15 protein-coding genes and 1 pseudogene are annotated in these 18,231 nt (G+C 63.7%); 7 read left to right on the forward strand and 9 right to left on the reverse strand.

Annotated elements, in window-relative coordinates; all coding sequences use genetic code 11:
- Positions 1–458: 458 nt before the first annotated feature.
- The 4 genes and pseudogenes from U4Z64_RS35390 to U4Z64_RS35405 form a co-directional block, all read right to left on the reverse strand.
- Positions 459–1,031: a PAS and helix-turn-helix domain-containing protein gene (locus U4Z64_RS35390; RefSeq protein ID WP_052664858.1), complete on the reverse strand. Its 573-nt coding sequence runs from the start codon at positions 1,029–1,031 to the stop codon at positions 459–461.
- Between the two features lie 388 nt (positions 1,032–1,419).
- A pseudogene (locus U4Z64_RS37705) lies at positions 1,420–1,644 on the reverse strand (DUF5943 domain-containing protein); the annotation flags it as partial.
- A 32-nt stretch (positions 1,645–1,676) separates the two neighbouring features.
- Positions 1,677–2,648 (reverse strand): dipeptidase, encoded by a 972-nt coding sequence (locus U4Z64_RS35400; protein WP_321796396.1) that lies wholly within the window; start codon positions 2,646–2,648, stop codon positions 1,677–1,679.
- 56 nt (positions 2,649–2,704) lie between these two features.
- The gene (locus tag U4Z64_RS35405; RefSeq protein WP_044849019.1) at positions 2,705–4,051 is read right to left on the reverse strand and encodes an MFS transporter; all 1,347 of its coding nucleotides are present in this window, start codon (positions 4,049–4,051) and stop codon (positions 2,705–2,707) included.
- A gap of 214 nt (positions 4,052–4,265) precedes the next feature.
- Here U4Z64_RS35405 and U4Z64_RS35410 point away from each other — a divergent pair, with 214 nt between their 5' ends.
- On the forward strand, positions 4,266–4,454 hold the full coding sequence (locus tag U4Z64_RS35410) for a hypothetical protein (RefSeq protein ID WP_059819600.1): 189 nt from the start codon (positions 4,266–4,268) through the stop codon (positions 4,452–4,454).
- 344 nt (positions 4,455–4,798) lie between these two features.
- Here the strand turns inward: U4Z64_RS35410 and U4Z64_RS35415 are convergent, their stop codons facing one another.
- The 3 genes from U4Z64_RS35415 to U4Z64_RS35425 form a co-directional block, all read right to left on the reverse strand.
- Positions 4,799–5,251 (reverse strand): GtrA family protein, encoded by a 453-nt coding sequence (locus U4Z64_RS35415; protein ID WP_321822440.1) that lies wholly within the window; start codon positions 5,249–5,251, stop codon positions 4,799–4,801.
- Positions 5,248–6,789, reverse strand: coding sequence for an NAD(P)/FAD-dependent oxidoreductase (locus U4Z64_RS35420; RefSeq protein WP_321822441.1), 1,542 nt, complete (start codon positions 6,787–6,789; stop codon positions 5,248–5,250). Before U4Z64_RS35420 ends, U4Z64_RS35415 begins: the two co-directional genes overlap by 4 nt.
- A gap of 70 nt (positions 6,790–6,859) precedes the next feature.
- Complete coding sequence (locus U4Z64_RS35425) at positions 6,860–8,833, reverse strand: hypothetical protein (RefSeq protein ID WP_321822442.1); 1,974 nt, start codon at positions 8,831–8,833, stop codon at positions 6,860–6,862.
- A gap of 1,307 nt (positions 8,834–10,140) precedes the next feature.
- Between U4Z64_RS35425 and U4Z64_RS35430 the strand changes: the two genes are divergently transcribed.
- The 6 genes from U4Z64_RS35430 (at position 10,141) to U4Z64_RS35455 (ending at position 15,558) form a co-directional block, all read left to right on the forward strand.
- Positions 10,141–11,340 (forward strand): PLP-dependent aminotransferase family protein, encoded by a 1,200-nt coding sequence (locus U4Z64_RS35430; RefSeq protein ID WP_321822443.1) that lies wholly within the window; start codon positions 10,141–10,143, stop codon positions 11,338–11,340.
- A gap of 10 nt (positions 11,341–11,350) precedes the next feature.
- Positions 11,351–11,539 (forward strand): hypothetical protein, encoded by a 189-nt coding sequence (locus U4Z64_RS35435; RefSeq protein ID WP_044849029.1) that lies wholly within the window; start codon positions 11,351–11,353, stop codon positions 11,537–11,539.
- 87 nt (positions 11,540–11,626) lie between these two features.
- Positions 11,627–12,235, forward strand: coding sequence for a pyridoxamine 5'-phosphate oxidase family protein (locus U4Z64_RS35440; protein WP_321822444.1), 609 nt, complete (start codon positions 11,627–11,629; stop codon positions 12,233–12,235).
- Positions 12,236–12,407: 172 nt separating this feature from the next.
- Positions 12,408–13,688 (forward strand): epoxide hydrolase, encoded by a 1,281-nt coding sequence (locus U4Z64_RS35445; protein ID WP_321822445.1) that lies wholly within the window; start codon positions 12,408–12,410, stop codon positions 13,686–13,688.
- 287 nt (positions 13,689–13,975) lie between these two features.
- A complete protein-coding gene (locus U4Z64_RS35450) occupies positions 13,976–15,019 on the forward strand; it encodes an alpha/beta hydrolase (RefSeq protein ID WP_321822446.1) in 1,044 nt (347 codons plus the stop codon).
- On the forward strand, positions 15,019–15,558 hold the full coding sequence (locus U4Z64_RS35455) for a cytochrome P460 family protein (protein WP_321822447.1): 540 nt from the start codon (positions 15,019–15,021) through the stop codon (positions 15,556–15,558). The genes U4Z64_RS35450 and U4Z64_RS35455 overlap by 1 nt, the downstream gene beginning before the upstream one ends.
- Positions 15,559–15,714: 156 nt before the next feature.
- On the opposite strand, the gene U4Z64_RS35460 is transcribed toward U4Z64_RS35455, so the two are convergent.
- Both U4Z64_RS35460 and U4Z64_RS35465 read right to left on the reverse strand, forming a co-directional pair.
- Entirely contained in the window at positions 15,715–17,196 is a 1,482-nt protein-coding gene (locus tag U4Z64_RS35460) for a virulence factor (RefSeq protein ID WP_321822448.1), read from the reverse strand.
- A partial coding sequence (locus U4Z64_RS35465) for a hypothetical protein (protein WP_321822449.1) occupies positions 17,193–18,231 on the reverse strand: 1,039 nt, incomplete at its 5' end. The genes U4Z64_RS35465 and U4Z64_RS35460, both read right to left, overlap by 4 nt.

Consider the following 18,231-nt stretch of genomic DNA (forward strand, 5'->3'; position numbering starts at 1 on the left):
ATGCGAGCGACGATGGCGTTCAGAACATCTCCTGCTTCACGATAGCGAGACAGATCGACGTCGTCTGGATCTCGAGGAAAGAAGGCGAGATACACCACATTCAATAACGTCGCTATCGAATCGACGTCGGTACGACGCGTTAGGAGCGTAGCTAGTGCCCGGTGATGCTTGAGCGACAAGCGCTGCACATCCCGAGTCGGTAGCGGGAGAAGTTGTGCCTTCGTCAGGCGTCGACGTACAGCGCGTGGCTTCGTCGCGTTCATTCGTTTCGTGTGGTGACCTGCTCCCCGCGTTTAGTACGGTGACGGTGTAGAGTTCGTTCCAGCCACTGACGCAAGTCGGCAACGATCTTGGCATTTTGCGCGGGCAACACCTGTATGCAAGGCGACACGGTTTCCTGCGATGAACCTTTTTTTATCGGAGCGGGAGGCCGGACGCGTCGTTCCGGCGCGAGCGACTCAGGCCAGCAAGCAAGCGATCAGATCATGCGTCGTGCGCACCTCGTACTTCCGCAGCAAGCTCGCACGATGAATATCGACCGTGCGCGGGCTGATGTTCAGCTCCTTGCCGATTTCCTTGCTGGTGAGCCCGTGAACCAGGAATGCCGCGACGTCGCGCTCGCGATCGGTCAACGTGCTGGCGACGTCGGGATGCTTCGCGTCGCCCGACAGGTCGGTGAAGGTCCAGACGGCCAGCTCGAAAGGCCGCTTCGGGTTGTAGCCGAAGCCGCACACGGTGACCCAGAAATGGCTGCCGTCGACGCGGCGCATGATGCGATCGTCGCTGAACCCCGCACGCTTCGCGAGCAGCGGCGCGAGGCGACGGCCGGTCGTCGCGAAGTCCTTCTGCTGCGGATACAGCTTCGCGAACGACTGGTCGATGATGTCGTCGCGGGTCGCCCTGAACAATTGCAGCGCCTTCTCGTTGCAGTCGATCATGATGCGCTCTTTCGCCACGATCGCGGCGACGGGAAGATGCCTGAAGAGATCTTCGTAGTCGAGGCTTGGCATCGTGTCGGTCATGTTCGGCATCGGGTCGGCGGCTCCGAACCGTGTTCGGACCCAGGCTATCGGGCAGGTTCGCTCCTGTCGGATTGTAGCCGTAGCGCTTGCAGCACATTCAACCGACGTGAAAGACGCAGCAGTCGTGCCCTTCGCCCGCGCACCGGAGTTCGGCCGAATGCGCACGCGGGCCCCTGCTCGCCGTGTCGGGCGCGGTGTCGTTGACCCAGTCCATTGCGCCGGCGAACCAGCCCGCGAACATGTAGCAGAGCTTGCCGTGCTTGTCGGGCTGGGCCAGCACGAAGGACGAGTGATGCAGATGGATGCGCGCGTGCGACGTCGCCGGATCGGCTTCGGCAATGCTGAACACGCCCCAGCCGCGCTGCGACAGCCGCTTCAGATAATGTTCGAACACGGCCATGCCGGCGATGCCGTGCTGCTTCGCCTCCTTGTCGCACCAGTGATAGGCCGACTTGTAGCCGGCCTTGTAGAGAATCGACGCGTAGGCTTCGCGGCCGAGCGCCTCTTCCACGGCGACATGATTGTTCGTGAAGAAATGGCGCGGCACGTACAGCATCGGCAGCGCGTCGGTGGTCCAGACACCGGTGTCCGGATCGACGTCGATCGGCAATTGTGGCTGCATGGCGGGTGCGTGGTGGGTTCGTGTCGTGCGATTCAACCGTTCCAGACTTCGCCGAACACCCGCAGCCAGTTCTCGCCCATCACCTTCCTGATGCGCGACTCGCTCCAGCCGGCGCGTTGCATCGCGGCCGTCAGGTTCGGGAATTCGCCGATCGTGCGGATGCCTTCCGGATTGACGACCTTGCCGAAGTCCGTCAGGCGGCGATAGCGGCCCTTGTCGTGCGTGATCCAGTCGAAGAACTCGGTGCTGTAGCCCTGCGTGAAGTCCGTGCCGATTCCGACCTTGTCCTCGCCGATCACGTCGATCACGTATTCGATCGCTTCGAGGTAATCGTCGATGGTTGCATCGGCGCCGCGTCGCAGGAACGGCATGAACATCGTGACGCCCACGAAGCCGTTCGCTTCCGCGATCTCGCGCAGTTGCTCGTCCGTCTTGTTGCGCGGATGTTCCTTCAGCGCGGACGGGCAGCAGTGCGAGTAGGTGACCGGCTTCTTCGAACAGGCGATCGCGTCGGACGAGGTTTTCGCGCCGACGTGCGAGAGATCCACCATGATGCCGACGCGGTTCATCTCCTGGATCACTTCGCGGCCGTAGCCGGACAACCCGCCATCCGGTTCATAGGAACCCGTGCCGACGAGGTTCTGCGTGTTGTAGCAGAGCTGCACCACATTCACGCCGAGCTCCTTGAACACTTCGATATAGCCGAGGTTGTCCTCGAACGCATATGAGTTCTGGAAGCCGAGGATGATGCCGGTCTTGTTCTCCTTCTTCGCGCGCAGGATGTCGTCCGTCGTGCGCACCAGCGTGAGGATTTCACTGTATTCGCGGATCTGCTGCTTCATCTCCGCGATGTTGTCGATCGTCTTCTGGAAGTCTTCCCACACGGAGACCGTGCAGTTGACGGCCGTGACGCCGCCCTTGCGCATGTCTTCGAACACCGATCGCTCGAAGCGGGAAATGTTCAGGCCGTCGATGATGATGCTGGTGTCGTGAAGGCTCGTCATGGTGTTTCTCCATGCGTTGGTTTAGTCGGCCCCGTTTGCACGAGCGAGGCGTGTACTCAAACCGCGCCTTCGACGCCGCGCTTGGCGGACTGGCCGGTTCTCGCGGTTGCCGGACCTGCATCTTCGAGCGCCGTCTTCGACGTTTCCGGCAGGGACAGGCCGCCGATCATCGCCAGGATCGACACGGCGATCAGGTAATAAGCGGGCGACAGGTTGGTCCCCGTCGCCGAGATCAGCCACGTGGCGACGAGCGGTGCGGTGCCGCCGAAGATCGTGTACGCGAGGTTGTACGTGATCGCCGATGCGGTATAGCGCGTTTTCGTCGCGAACACTTCCGACATCAGCGGTGCCGTCACGACGCCCGAGAACACCGCGCCGATCGCAAGCAGCGCGACGCCGGCCAGCGATTGCGACAGCACGCCCGAGCCGCCCAGCGAGAACGCCGGATAAACCGACACGATGATGAAGAGGCCGGTCGTGGCGATCGTCGCGCGGCGGCCGACGAGGTCGGAGAAGAAGCCGGCGACCGGGCACAGGGCTGCGGCGAAGAAGAGGGCGAGCACCGTCACCAGGAGCGACGTGCCGCGAGACAGGTGCCCGGCCACTTGAAGATACGTCGCGAAATACGTCGTGAACGTGTAGAACGACAACGCGGTCACGGACACGAACGCACCGAGCTTCAGGATATTCAGCGACTGCGAACGCAGCGTTTCCATCAGCGGCGCATGCGCGATGTCGTGCTTGCCTTCGAGTGCCTGGAACGCGGGCGTTTCATTCAGGTTGACGCGCAGGTACACGCCGATGAGGCCGACCGGTGCCGCGATCAGGAACGGCACGCGCCAGCCCCATTCGACCATCGCCTGCGACGACAATGACGATTCGAGCAGATAGGCGACCACGGCCGCGCAGGCGAACGACGAGAAGGTCGACACCGGCACGAAGCTGCCGAAGAACGCGCGGCGGCGGCGCGGTGCGTGTTCCATCACGTACGCGCATGCGCCGGCGTATTCGCCGCCTGCCGAGAACCCCTGGACGCAGCGGATGATCGTGAGCAGCAACGGGGCCCAGTAGCCGATGCTCGCGTAGGTCGGGAGCAGGCCGATCAATGTGGTCGAGCCGGCCATCATCAGGATCGTCAGCGCAAGCGTGCGCTTGCGGCCGATCCGGTCGCCGATGACGCCGAAGACCAGGCCGCCCAGCGGGCGGAATGCGAAGGCCACCGCGAAGACGGCGAAGGTCTTCAGGAGGCCGACCGTGGGATCGCCGCTCGGAAAGAATTCGCGCGTCAGGATGGTGGCGAGAAAGCCGTATGCGGCGAAATCGAACCACTCGACGAAATTGCCGATCGAGGCTGCGGCGATCACGCGTCGTAGCGTGCTGGTATCGACGTCCTGGGTGGTCATGGTCGTGTCCTCTTCGTAGGTGTGATTCGGTTCGCGTCGAAAACATCGTAGGGACGCCAATTACCTAGGTCCATACGTGTCAATTACCTAGGTAATCGGGGGCGGGGCGGGGGGCGCTGGCCGCCCGGCAGGCTGCCGCGCGGCGTTGCCGGAGTTGAATAAGGGAGCGTGGAGGCTAGACTGGAAGTTCCCCATGCACACCATGGAGGGAGACATGACGACCATCTATGTCGTGAAGACCGGACTTCAGTTCCTCTGTACCGGCGAGGACGGCGACATCGGCATGGCACCGGAGATCGAAGAAGCGATGTCCTTTCTTTCGTATGAAGAAGCGAAAAAGGTGGCGAGCGAGAACGCCGATCCGGGGTACGAGATCCTGGCGGTCGATATTGTGTGCCGATAAGGTGGCGTTCGTCGGCAGGGGCTGTGACGGAAGTGTACGGCGCCGCATGCATCGCGTGTCCGGCACAGTATTGCCTCCGAGGGGCCATGAGGCAGAACCTGACGTCGCCTTGTCTACGAAGAGAAGGAAGGTGGTGGCTCAGGACCCGCACGGGCATGGCCCGCCGACGAACCCGCGCCGTTGGCCCCGTCGAGCTCGGACCGCGCGATCGTGCTCGGAATTCCCGACACCTTCCGGTAGCAGGCTTTGATTTTCGTACCGCAGAACCGGTCTGACCCGTTCGGCTCGTGCCAGCCGGACAATCGATCCGCCCCGGATCTGGCTTCTGCTTCATCCCCTCTTACTCAACGAACCGTCGCCTCGACGCAAGCGTCCCCGCGAGCTTCCCGGCGCTCGGTCGCCAGAAAAGCGGCCGGCGCACCCGCACGCGGTACCGGGAATACGGCGACCCTGCGAACCAAATACAGCGTGATGAAGCTGACCGCCACCGCGATCCATTTCGCGGCAATATTGCCGACCGCTGCCGCAGCGATGTGCACGATGCCCGCGGTCAGCAGTGAGCCGAACCCGCAACTTGCCGCGAACAGCAGTGCTTCGCCGATCCGCCGGCGGCCGATCGTGGCCGAGCGGAACACGAAGCGGCGCGACAGCACGTAATTCACGCCACCCCCGACCAGGTACGCCACCCACGCCGATATCCCGGCATCGACCTGTATGGCCGAGGTCAGGGCGAGGAACAGCCCCCAGTCCACGACGAGCGACAGGGCGCTCACGACGAAATAGCTGGAGAACATCATGTCCGCCCCCACTGAACAGTGCGCGTCGGGACCGCGCGCAACCCCGATGCGCCCGCTTGCGGTTCGCTGCCGCTCTCGTGATATTCCGCGTCCTCATTGACGGCCCAGACGTCGCGAAGCTTGTGCCCGGCGACGATGTTCTCGACGGTCAGCATTGCGGTCATCATCGCGTGATCCTGATTGTTGTACTTGTGCATTCCATTGCGGCCGACGAGATGCAGGTTCGGATAGTGCTCGGCCAGATCGGCGCGGATCTCGTCGACAATGTCGCGATAGTCGTCGTCGTACACGGGGTACGCCTTCGGTTGACGAACGACACGCGACCCCCGAATCTGGTCGCGCGTCGCCAGGCCAATTTTCTCGAGTTCGACGATCGCGAGTTCGGTGATGTCGGCGTCGCTGCTTTCCCACATCGAGTCGCCGTCGAAGCAAAAGTATTCGAGCCCGAGGCAGCCACCCGTCGTCGCGTCCGGCACCATTTCGGGCGACCACGACGCGAAATTCTGGATGCGCCCGACCTTGACAGACGGGTCGTGAATGTAGATCCAGTTGTCGGTGAACGTGGCGGGCCGATCGAGGATCAGCGCGACCGTGATGAAGTCCCGATATTGCAGCCTTGACGCGGCCGCCGCGGACGACGGACGGGGCGAAATCGCGTTGAGTGTTTCGCGCAGCGGCGCGGTGCACACCACATCATGAGCGCTGATGCGATTCTTCTGTCCGTCCTGGCCGACGGTTTCGACGAGCCAGCGCCGCGTGCGGCTGTCGTATTGCATTGCGCTGGCCGCTTGTCCCATCATCAGCCGTCCACCCTGATCCTCGAATTTCCGGGCGGCGGCTTCCCACAGCATGCCGGGGCCGCGGCGCGGGTAATGGAACGATTCGATCAGGGTCTTGACGTCGGACTTTTTCGACCGGATGCCGAGCGAGCGCTTCACTGCGCTGACGATGGCGGTAGACAGGCTCAGGCCCTTGATGCGCTGCGCGGCCCAGTCGGCCGAAATCTCATCGCACGACATGCCCCAGACCTTTTCGGTGTACGTCTTGAAGAAGATCGAGAAAAGCCGTTCTCCGAATTGATTGGCGACCCACTGATGAAAGGACTTGGGGTTTGGGCAAGGCTTGATGCGGGCTGCGAGGTATGAAAGCACGCAGCGAATGCTTTCGATGATGCCGAGATTCACCAAAGCCTCGATGCCGTCGAGCGGGTAGCGGTAGAACTTGTTCCGGTAGAAGCTGCGCGAGCTGCGCGGCCGCTCGATGAAGTCGTCCGGGAGCAGTTCGTGCCACAGCGCGACCACGTCCGCGGACTTGGAGAAGAAGCGGTGTCCCCCGATGTCGAAGCAGTGGCCGTCGAACCGTTCGGTGCGACTGATGCCGCCGACATAGTGAGGATCTTTCTCGACGATCGCGACCGACAGATCGGTCTGCTTGGTCAGCAGATAGGCGGCGGTGAGGCCGCCCGGCCCCGCGCCGATGATAAGTACGTCAACCGATTGATCCATGTTGTCACCCCGGGTCTCAAATCGCTGGTCCATTGACTGTCGTATCGGCCGCTCCAGCTAAACGGCAAACTGCCATCTCGAATCGATGATCTGGATTTCCTGTTCAGACGTCGTGCGCTTGCGCGTGGCGAGGCGGGGAGGTATCGCCTCGGGCGGCAGTCGGCCGTTGTGCGGAAAGCGCCTTCGTCTTGCTGGCTTGTTGCGTGCGCGCGGACGACGTGTCCTGAGCTGCGGCAGTCGCCCTGATGCTGCGGCAGTCGTATAGCCAGACAGTGTTTTGGGGTTCGGGCGACCAGGCGTAGCGGGTCACCAGCTCCGGGTAGCGCCGATGCGACACGATGAAATCCAGCACCGGGTCCGCACAGATGTGCCGGATGCCCGCTTGGGTGAGCGGCAGGTATTCGTACTTGGTCACGAATACGGTCGACCTTTTGTCCGCGGCATTGCCGCCGCGCGGCCGTGCGGCATTGGGATCTTGCTTGATCAGTTCGACCCGTCGTACTGCCTCGAAGGTAGTGCGGCGGTGGAAGATCAGACCCGCAGCCTGCGTCGACGAGTAATAGCTCGACGTCTTCATCATCAGCCACGGATAGACCACTTCGTCCGCCGGTCCGTCCCAGTAGACGATGTCGCCGCGCGCGACCGTACCTTCGAATGGCGCGAAGTCCGCGCGGTCGGCGCCGGCTTCCATGATCTTGGCGGCTTCCGATCGCTGGTCGATATTGACGAGTCCGTATGCGGCGAATGCGGCCAATACCACCGGCAGACCGATGATCGCGATTCGTTTGCGCGACAGATTGAGCATGACGAGCAACGCGACCAGTATGACGACGAGGCGCGTGTGAATCAGTGTTTCGAGCCACGGGCTATCGAGCATCACGCTGCCGGTCGGATAGGCGACGCGACCGACCTGGTACGCGCACTGGAATACGATCCAGACCGTTGCGGCAATGAGCGTCGTCCCGATCCACGTATGGCGAAGCACCGGGGTGAGCTCGCCAAGCAGCGCTCTCGGAGTGCCGGATGCCGGCCGACGGGCTGCCGCGTGGAGCGCCGCGGCAACGCCCAGCGCGATGAATCCTCCGCCGACGTCGACCAGTAGCCAGCAGATCACGAGCAGCCAGATCAGCGTCTGCCGTGTGTGGCGTTCGCGCCGCATGAGCAAAATGGCCGCGGGCCATTGCAGCAACGTCAGCAGCCACAGCGCGCGCCACGGCTGCAGCTGTATCCAGATGGCGTCCTGTCCGGTCAAGTCCGCGATCGTCGTCAGCGCGACGCCGGCAACACCGATCAGTGTGAGATTCGACCACAGCGCACGGTGCTCCTCGGCTTGGGACGCGCATAACGTCGCAGGAAGTGCGATAGCCCAGCAAACCTTGCTCCATGCAGTGAGCGACCATAAGGTCGGAAACAGGAATGGCACGTTGTATCGTGCGATCGACCGCCATTCCGGATCGAACGGATACAGATGCAGCGCCTTGAACGGCGGCATCTCGACGATTGCGAATGCTACGAGCGCGAGCGGCAATAGCCGCCACCACTTCATACGTGGCATCTGGCCGAGTACGACGAAGACAAGCGAAACGCCGCCGATCAGCGGGTGCATGGCAGTCGCGACGACCGTCAGCGCGATGGCAACGCGATATCGGCGTTCGAGCATCGCGGCAATCGCCCACAGGCCGAGTGCTTCGGCGGGAAGCCGGGCAGTGAGAAATACTTCGTCGTACGAAAATAGCAGACCGTCGCCGTAATCTGCCGGCATACAGGCGATGAAGAACAACGCTAGCCAGTGCCACGGAGCAGGCAGCAGTTTCTTCGTCAGGTGCAACATGCCGCTCCACCAGAGTGCCTGAGCTGCAATCAGGCCCACGAGATTGCTCGTGCGGAGCCCGAATGCCGAGATCAGCTGCGAGAAGATCCGACCGTAAATCGTCCAGCGATCCTGGGAGCCGAATTCGAAGAACAGGTCGTGCGAAAAATTCTCGGGATGTGCGTTGTATAGTGCCTGCGCGGTGTACAGGATCGCGTCGTGTCGAATGCCCGTATACGGGTGAGTTAACACGAACAGAACGGCCAACGAAAGCGCAAGTGCGATGACCGAACAAGGGCTTTTCTCAGTCCGCTTCATAATCGAATGGAAGACTTTTATCGACGATATTTCGTGAGCCGGCAATCCACACGCGGCGCAACGGACCATCAGGTTCCAGCTTCGCTGAAGGCAGCGCGGTGCATCCTGGCGGCCCGTGAGCCTTCAGGCGAGATGCCGGGCGCAACTCAGCACGCGCGTTTCGCCTTGTGGTGAATAGGCAGCGGTACGCGGACGCTCATGCCGATGAAGTGAGCGGCGGGATGGTGCGTCCGTGCGCGCACACGGCGCCGCTGCTTGTGATCAGGCGCACATGCCTGTCGGAGCGTTCGACTTGCATCCGGGAGCGGTCCCGGTGTGATCGTTGCTGCGCCGCTGCGCATTCCCGGCGACGCCGCGATCGAGATCGTGGTGCTTGTTTTCATTGTGTCCCCCGATGCGTCCTGCAGCGAAAAAGCGCCATTACCGGTGTGCTGGACGCGGACTTTGTCGAAATATTTGGTGAGGCGCCGGGACGGCTGGTCCCGCGCCTGTGGCGTGGACGCACGGAGCGTGCCACGCGCGTCGGGGCGGTTCGTTCGGGCTGATGAGGCGGCATCGACGCAAGTCGAGATGCCGGTCGTCGCGCGAAATGTGTCGGACTTGAAACGTTCCGGAAGTGCCGGATTGGCTAGGCCGCCCACCGCGGCGCCTGAACGTCGAGCGCGTACACTTCATGACCGGTTTCCTTCTGAAGTGGCGGCAGTCAAGTGCGATGGCGAGACGGGCCCGGCGCGATGGGCGCGTCGGTGCCCGCCAGGGCGCCTATGGCGGGAACCGGCAGCCTTGTTGGAGCGGGTGCGGATGACACGTGACCGGGCAAACGGAATGGGGATTATGTTGCAGATCTGAAACGTCGCGGCAGCCTGGCCGGCGCGGTCGGAGCCGCGATCGATCTGCCGTGTGCCCGCTGCGTCGAGCAAAGGCGGCATACGAAACGCGGCGATTGTTTCGACGGAGGCAGGTTATGCCAATGGTCGGAGAACTCTGGAAAGTGCGCTTGCGATCCCCCCGGGCCAGAAATGCGCAACGGAGCGGGACAGCGAGGACATCATCGGCCGCACGTTCATCCGGCGAATATATTCGCCCCCGGCAATTGATGACCAAACCGCAAGACCTAGTGCATAGATATCGTTTGCCGCAGCGTTAATGACTATCGACAATCGTGGCTCGAATTCCCGCCGTTGGCGCCAGAAGCGCCTTGGCGGGCGGCACCTGTCGGCTATCCCGGCCGTCGCTGCCATCCAGCTCACGACGACATGTACGCGTTCACGCCTTCATTCCAGAATCCTGCCGGTTCGCCGATCCGCGAGCTGTTCAAATACCTCTCCGAGCCGGGGATGATTTCGTTCGCCGGCGGTTACCCGGCCAGCGACCTGTTCGACGTCGACGGCCTGAACGCCGCCGCCGAACGCGCATACGCCCAGCCGGTCCGCTGCCTGCAATACGGCCCGACCGACGGCCTCGCCGAACTGAAGCAGCAACTGATCGCGTTGATGGCGCGCCGCAACGTGACGTGCACGCCCGCCGAACTGCTCGTCACGACCGGCTCGCAACAGGGCCTCGATCTGCTATTGCGCGTGATGGTCGGCCCCGGCGACGTCGTGCTGACCGAACAGCCGGCGTATCCGGCGACGCTGTCGGCGATGCGTCTGCAACAGGCGCGCATCGTGACGATCCCCGTCGACGGCGAAGGCCTCGACGTCGACCTCCTCGCGTCGCAACTCGCATCCGGCGCGATCGCGCAGCCGAAGCTGCTCTACACGGTCCCGACCTTCGCGAACCCGACCGGCGCGACGCTCACGCGCGAACGCCGGCTGAAGCTGCTGCGCCTCGCGGTGCAATACCGTTTCCTGATCGTCGAGGACGATCCCTACGGCGACCTGCGTTTCGCGGGTGAACCGGTGCCGTCGATGCTTGCACTCGCGAACGACGTCGAAGGCGCGCGCGACTGGATCGTGCATTTCGCGAGCCTGTCGAAAATCGTCGCGCCGGGGCTGCGCGTGGGCTGGACGATCGCGCCGGCCGAAATCGCGCGGCGCTGCGTGATCGCGAAGCAGACGGTCGACCTGTGCAGCACGCCGTGGACGCAAGCCACCGCCGCCGAGTATCTCGCCGACGGCGCACTCGAACGCCATCTGCCGCGCATCACGGCGGCCTACCAGCGCAAGTGCGACGCGATGTGCGACGCGCTGCGCGACGGTCTCGGCGATGCGATCGCGTTCCATCGTCCCGAAGGCGGGATGTTCGTGTGGGCGCGCATCGGCGCGGTGTCGTCGGACGTGCTGCTGCAGCAGGCGATCGCGAACAAGGTCGTCTTCGTGCCGGGCAAGGCGTTCTTCGCGGACAACGTCGATGCGGCATCGCTGCGGCTGTCGTTCGCCGCGCCCGATGTCGACGCGATCCGGGAAGGCGTGGCGCGCCTCGTGCGCGCGTATGGTGCGGCGCTGGCCGCGTGAGGAGACACACATGAACATGATCATCAACCACACCGCATGGATGGACGAAGCGCCGGGCATGGCCGATATCCGTCCCGTCGCGCACAAGTCGTCGCAAATCAGCGCGGGGCCGCAGTACGTGGCCGACGTACTCGGCCGCTTCGGCGCGGAGTCGACCGACACGCGCGACGCCGCACCGGCCGTCCTCGGCTACAACTGAACCGCGCGGCGGCGGGCCTAGAAGGAAAGCCCGCCGCCGAAACGGTTAAGCTGTCGCGATCGAATCGCGCAGGATCGCCGCGCCATCATGTCCGACACCGACACCCGTTCCGAATCGCTGACGGAAACGTACGACCGCCTTTGGTCCTGCCTCGAGTCCGGCGTCGGCGCGCAGCGCTCGCCGTTCACGATGCTGCAGGCCGCGACGCTCGGCCTCGATGGTGCGCCGAAGGTGCGCACGATCGTGTTGCGGCAACTGAGCCGCGCCGATCGCCTGCTGTCGTTCCATACCGATGCGCGTTCGGAGAAGGTCGCGGAATTGCGCCGTGACGCGCGTATCGCCATCGTCGCGAACGATCTCGATTCACTCGTGCAGATTCGCGCGGAAGGCATGGCATCGATCTGCGACGACGAAGCGCAACGTCGCGCGGTCTGGCAATCGAGCCGTCCGCATACGCTGCTGCTGTATCGCGCACCGCTGCGCCCCGGCACGCCGGTCGAGTCGCCCGAAGAGGCGCACGTTGCGGCAGGCGCAACCGCAGGCACATCGGCCATCGACGACGGGTACCGGAACTTCTGCCTGCTCCACGTCACGGTGACGCGCATCGACTGGCTCGAACTCGCGCGCGGCGGCCATCGCCGCGCGGTGTTCGACGTGAACGACGACGGCTACGAAGGCCGTTGGGTCGCGCCCTGACGGCGACGTCCGCGGTTTTGCTACAAGCGCGTACAAGTCAGACAAATCCCCGATACATCAGACCTTTCAAATGGGCAACGCCGCGTGACCGGCGCGCGCCCGAATGAAAGCGAAGGCGCGCTCCGACGCGCGGCATGTTCACTTTCCACTTCACGAAAGGAGATGCCGAACGATGTCTTCCACACCGTTTTCCCCGACGCGTCGCCACCTGCTGGCCACTTCCGTGGCCGCCGGGGTATCCGCGATGCTGCCCACCGCCGCGCTGCGTGCGGCCACCGGCGGCAACGGCATACGCCCGTTCACCGCCCATATCCCCGACGACGCACTGGCCGACCTGCGCCGCCGCCTTGCCGCGACGCGCTGGCCGGGCCGCGAGACCGTCGCCGACGAATCGCAGGGCGTGCGGCTCGCGCGCATGCAGGCGCTGCTGCGTTACTGGGGTGCCGAATACGACTGGCGCAAGGGCGAGGCGCGCCTGAACGGCTTTCCGATGTTCATCACCGAGATCGACGGGCTCGACATTCACTTCATCCACGTGCGCTCGCGGCACGCGAACGCGATGCCGATGATCATGACGCACGGCTGGCCCGGTTCGATCTTCGAGCTGCTGAAGGCGATCGGCCCGCTGACCGACCCGACCGCGCACGGTGCGAGTGCCGACGATGCGTTCCACGTCGTCGTGCCGTCGCTGCCGGGCTTCGGTTTCTCGGGGCGTCCGGCGAAAACGGGCTGGGGCTCCGACCACATCGCGCGTGCCTGGGGCGAGCTGATGGCGCGCCTCGGCTATACGCGCTTCGTGTCGCAGGGCGGCGACTGCGGCTCGGTGATCTCGCACCGGATGGCGATGCAGCGCGTGCAGGGCCTGGCCGGGATTCACGTGAACATGCCGGCGACGGTGCCGCCGGACATCGCGACGCTGCTCCAGACCGACGCGCCGGCACCGGCGTCGCTGGCGCCGAAGGAGAAGGCCGCGTACGAGAAGCTCGCGACGTTCTATCGCGATAACTGCGGCTACTCGGCGATGATGGTCACGCGTCCGCAGACGGTCGGCTACGCGCTGGCCGATTCGCCGTCGGGTCAAGCCGCGTGGATGTACGACAAGATCTCGCAGTGGACCTACAGCGGCGGCGTGCCGGAACGGTCGATCCCGCGCGACGAGATCCTCGACGACATTTCGTTGTACTGGCTGACCAACACGGCGACGTCCGCCGCGCAGATCTACTGGGAGGATCACTCGAACAACTTCAACGCGGTGGACATCTCGCTGCCGGCGGCGATCACGGTGTTCCCCGGCGAGATCTACCAGGCGCCGCGCAGCTGGGCCGAGCGCAGCTATCACAACCTGATCTACTTCAACGAAGTCGACAAGGGCGGGCATTTCGCGGCTTGGGAGGAGCCGGAACTGTTCGCCCGCGAAGTGCGCGCCGGGTTCCGGCCGTTGCGTCGCGCGTAAGCGTGGCTTGACGGGAAAACGCGGGCCGGTAGCGATGCCGGCTCGTGTCGCGCGTCGCGCGCGGCCGACCGCGAACACCCGTTTCCGCCACGATTTTGAATCGCTGTATGTCGTACCCGAACGCAGATACGTTGGGATACAAAGCGTCCGGGCGGTTCGGATATAAAACCGGTGAAGCGATTCACACGGCGGCGCGGTGCGATGCGCCGCCGCCGTGAATGGCGATACCGCATCGCCCGCACGTGCCGCGGGCCCCTTTCTTACCGATCGACAATGGAGAACGCGTCATGCCTGATACCGTCAACACCCGCCGCCGCCTGATTCTGGGCACGACACTCGCCAGCCTGAGCCTGGCCGACCTCGGGTTCGGCTCGCTGGCGCGCGCGCAGTCGGCGCCCGATGCGTCGACGCCGAAGCGCGCGGCCGGCGCGGCGTCGCTCGGCAAGATCCACCAGATCGACGCGGGCGTGCTGAACGTCGGGTATGCGGATCTCGGGCCGAAGAACGGTCCGGTCGTGTTTCTGCTGCACGGCTGGCCGTACGATATCTACAGCTACGCGGACGTTGCACCGCTGCTCACGGCGGCCGGCTATCGCGTGATCGTGCCGTACCTGCGCGGCTACGGATCGACGACGTTCCGCTCGGCCGACACGGTGCGCAACGGCCAGCAGGCGGTGACGGCCGTCGACATCGTCGCGCTGATGGATGCGCTCAAGATCGACCGCGCGGTGTTCGGCGGCTACGACTGGGGTGCGCGCACGGCCGACATCATCGCGGCACTGTGGCCGCAGCGCGTGAAGGCGCTGGTGTCGGTGAGCGGCTACCTGATCGGCAGCCAGGAGGCGAACCGCAAGCCGCTGCCGCCGCAAGCGGAATTCCAGTGGTGGTATCAGTTCTACTTCACGACCGAGCGCGGCGCGCTCGGCTACGCGGCGAACCGCGACGCGTTCAACAAGCTGATCTGGCAACTCGCATCGCCGAAGTGGCAGTTCTCCGACGAGACCTTCGCGCGCAGCGCCGCGTCATTCCAGAACCCCGACCACGTGGCCGTCGTGATCCACAACTATCGCTGGCGCCTCGGGCTCGCGCAGGGCGAAGCGCAATACGACGACATCGAGCGGCGGCTCGCGGCCGGCCCGGCGATCACCGTGCCGACGATCACGATGGAAGGCGACGCGAACGGCGCGCCGCATCCGCAGCCGGCCGCGTATGCGAAGAAGTTCACGGGCAAGTACCAGCACCGGACGATCACCGGCGGCATCGGCCACAACCTGCCGCAGGAAGCGCCGCAGGCGTTCGCGGATGCGATCCTGCAAGTGGAGCATCTGTGATGCAGGCAGGTACCTCTGGTGTCGTGCATCGCGGCGCGCGCCATGCGCTCGTCGCGGGTGCGCTGCTGGCCGGTGCGTTGTCCGCGAGCGGCCCGGCCGCTTTCGCGGAGCAGCCGAAGCCGGCCGCGTCGCCGATCTACGGCGTGACGATTCCGCCCGGCTACCGGAAGTGGGAAATGGTCGCGCCGGCCGAGGAAGCGGCACCGCTCGACGAATTGCGCGTGGTGCTCGGCAACCCCATCGCGATCCGCGCGCTCGAACAGGCGACGCTGCCGTTTCCGGACGGCGCGATCCTCGTGAAGCTCGCGTACAAGCGCAAGCAGTCCGACGAGTTCGCGTCGGCGACGGTGCCCGGCCAGGCGACGACCGTGCAGGTGATGGTGAAGGATTCGCGTCGCTATGCATCGACGGGTGGCTGGGGCTTCGGGCGCTTCATCAACGGCGTGCCGGCCGATATCGGTCAGCATCAGACCTGCTTCGCGTGCCATCAGGCGCGCGTGAAGAATCACGACTATGTGTTCACGCGGTTTGCGCCTTGAGGGGGCGAGCGTGGCGGAACCGGCGAATGCGTGTCGTGTGGGGTACGCCGTTCGCCATTCACCATCGTTCTGATCGCCGGTGCCGAATTGCGGGTGGCGCGGCGGAGCGGCCGAGCGAACCCGGTCGCCAACGATTGCGCCGCCGCGTAGTTTGCGTCACCACGAATAGCCTTGCATGCCGTAATCGGTGTCGTGTCGACGACCCCACCAGGGGAGGTACGCGTTGTTGCCGCCGCGTGCGCGGAACCAGTCTTGGTTCGGATCGATCGGGGTGAGCTTCGACGGTGGTTTGATCACGACCGCGACGGGGTGCTCGGGGTCGGTCGTGCCTGCTACCAAGGCGTTGCCGCCAAAGTGGTTGATTCGGCCGATTGCGAGTGCGACGTCGGTCAACGCGCTGCCGGTTCCCATGTCGCCGAGCAGGGCGGCCGTGTTGAAGGTCTGATTCCTGGGGTCGTATTCCGGAAGGGTTTCGGTCAAGGTCTGCGCGAGCGAGACAACGCGTAACGACGCTGCGTCGCTGGGTACACCTGCGTCGTGGACGATGTAATTCAGGTCCGTGACCGCGACACCGGCATTGCGTGCTGCTTCGTCGATCGTGGCTTTCCATGCCTGCACGGCGCGTGTCGTGCCGACCTTCGGTGAAAAATCGTGCGTGTTGCCGGTTGCGGCCTTGCCGATCCAGGCGAGCGGTTCGCGCTCGGTGTTGAAGTTCGGGCCGGCGAGAAAAAGCACGACGAGGTTCTCGTTGATCTGCGCGTCTGTGGGCGGGAAGTTCGGGGCGTCCCAGTTCATGGCCCATACGGTCTTGTCGGGGTTCGCCTGCAAGTAGTCCAGCGCGTTGTTCAGCGACGTGAAGCCGGCGTTTGCGCCACCTTGGGTGATTTGCACGTCGGGAGGCGTGTCGCGGCTCCAAAGCGTCTTGGGTGACGGCGGGCCAATCTCGAAGAAGTTCATCATCCGATCGATCATGCGCGACTTGGCAAAGGCCGGATCGAGTCGGGGCGGAACGGCAGCTTCGACGCGTATGCCGGCGAGTTCGCGCCAATCTTTCTGGCTATCGGATTTCACGGTGTAGAAGTATTTCACGTTGCTGAAGTAACGAGCGCGTAGAAGCAGGATGAATTTGTCGATGTACTTGGCATAGAAGCCGTCGAACGTTTCCTCGCCTTCGTTGCCATATGCGATCCCCGCTACCGATTGCAGGGTGGTAAAGGACTTCGGATCGGTGCGGACCATGTCATCGTTTTTGTTCGGTGTCGCAAGCCCTTGCGTCCACAACGATTGCCATTCGGTCGGGTAATCCATACGTTGCAATGGATTCAACCAGACCAGGCCGACAACCTGAGCGACGAATGGCTTCGCCGATTCTGCGGATCCGACTGCTGTACCTTCCTTCGGATCCCCGATAGGTGCGCCTTGTGCTGGACGCGTCATGGCCGTAGTGAACGCAAAAACCATAGCCGCAGTCAGTGCGGGCACGACAAAAAAGCGTTTCATCCAATCTCCGATTTCCAAATGCGCAGGGTCAGGTTGTTCTACGTGCGCCATCAGCCAGGCCATGAGAGCAGTGGTGATCAGCCAGACACAAATAGCGATAGCGATACGTCGCGGCCATGTAGCGATCAGCATCTTCATACGGCCCCCCCAACCTTTAAGTAAAACTGACCTTCACGCTCATTCGAGATTGCGGCCGGCATCTCGCCTTCGCTTTTCTCTGCGTGTACCCATTCCTGGAGAGGCGTTCTAGCGAAAGAGCCAGACGCAAAATAGTCGGCATACTTCTTGTTCGGGGTGTCTTTGGGTATCCCATCGCCCATCCGCCAATCAGCCTCAATGCGCAGCGATTTGAGTTGTTTTTCCGTCAAGTAGCACAGGCCCACGGCCACGTCATACGCAAGCGCCTTTTCGGCATGCTCGGGGTTGGTCATCGTCGTTGAGTGATTCGTCGGGCTGTTGGTCGCGCCGCGATCGAGCCAATCGACAATCTGTTTGTCGCGCCATTCCTTGTAGCCTTCGGGCATCGCGCTTTTGCCGTCCTCGCCGATCACGTGGCCGTCGCCATCGAGCCATTCCTTGTTCAGCGTTCGTCGCGCTTCCATCCGCATCAACGCGCGGTCCTCATAACGCTGCCCGGCCTCCGTGCCTGCCGTACCCTGCGCGACGCTATCCGTGTTCTTCGGCTGGTACTGGTCGTACGGATCATCGGCCCGCTTGTCCGCGTCAGCCTTGTTCGCGTCGCGCCAAGCAGCCGGCGGATCGTTGCCTTCGTTGAAGTCGCTTGTCGCATCGCCGTCCTTCGTCTCGACGGGTTTACCGAATCGCATCGCCTTCGGCGGGAACGGCTCGTCGAGTTCCGGCGCATCCGCCACCACCGTCCAACCCTTCGGCGGGTCAGCGTTCACGCGGAGCATGTTCAACGCCGAACTGATGCCAGTCACGACGAACATGAGCGGCGCGGTCGCCAGCGTTGCGGCTATCCCCAGAACGTTTTCGTTTCCTTTGAGCGCACCGATCAGATTGAATTTGGCCGGCGGTGACGGCGGATACCAGAATCCCGGCTTCGTTCCCTTCTTGTCATATCGCCAATCGTCTTCCCAGTACCGGTAGGGTTTCTGAACGCCGACCGGAAAGCCGGATGCGAATACACGCTGAGTCAGGATGCCAGCGGCA

It is taken from the genome of Burkholderia sp. BCC1996, assembly GCF_905339955.1.
In the GTDB taxonomy this organism is placed as follows: Bacteria; Pseudomonadota; Gammaproteobacteria; order Burkholderiales; family Burkholderiaceae; genus Burkholderia.

Coding starts and splice junctions, on each gene's coding strand:
- U4Z64_RS35390 (WP_052664858.1), bottom strand. CDS start 1,031: ATGCCGAACATGACCGACACGATGCCAAGCCTCGACTACGAAGATCTC.
- U4Z64_RS35400 (WP_321796396.1), bottom strand. CDS start 2,648: ATGACGAGCCTTCACGACACCAGCATCATCATCGACGGCCTGAACATT.
- U4Z64_RS35405 (WP_044849019.1), bottom strand. CDS start 4,051: ATGACCACCCAGGACGTCGATACCAGCACGCTACGACGCGTGATCGCC.
- U4Z64_RS35410 (WP_059819600.1), top strand. CDS start 4,266: ATGACGACCATCTATGTCGTGAAGACCGGACTTCAGTTCCTCTGTACC.
- U4Z64_RS35415 (WP_321822440.1), bottom strand. CDS start 5,251: ATGATGTTCTCCAGCTATTTCGTCGTGAGCGCCCTGTCGCTCGTCGTG.
- U4Z64_RS35420 (WP_321822441.1), bottom strand. CDS start 6,789: ATGGACCAGCGATTTGAGACCCGGGGTGACAACATGGATCAATCGGTT.
- U4Z64_RS35430 (WP_321822443.1), top strand. CDS start 10,141: ATGTACGCGTTCACGCCTTCATTCCAGAATCCTGCCGGTTCGCCGATC.
- U4Z64_RS35435 (WP_044849029.1), top strand. CDS start 11,351: ATGAACATGATCATCAACCACACCGCATGGATGGACGAAGCGCCGGGC.
- U4Z64_RS35440 (WP_321822444.1), top strand. CDS start 11,627: ATGTCCGACACCGACACCCGTTCCGAATCGCTGACGGAAACGTACGAC.
- U4Z64_RS35445 (WP_321822445.1), top strand. CDS start 12,408: ATGTCTTCCACACCGTTTTCCCCGACGCGTCGCCACCTGCTGGCCACT.
- U4Z64_RS35450 (WP_321822446.1), top strand. CDS start 13,976: ATGCCTGATACCGTCAACACCCGCCGCCGCCTGATTCTGGGCACGACA.
- U4Z64_RS35455 (WP_321822447.1), top strand. CDS start 15,019: ATGCAGGCAGGTACCTCTGGTGTCGTGCATCGCGGCGCGCGCCATGCG.
- U4Z64_RS35460 (WP_321822448.1), bottom strand. CDS start 17,196: ATGAAGATGCTGATCGCTACATGGCCGCGACGTATCGCTATCGCTATT.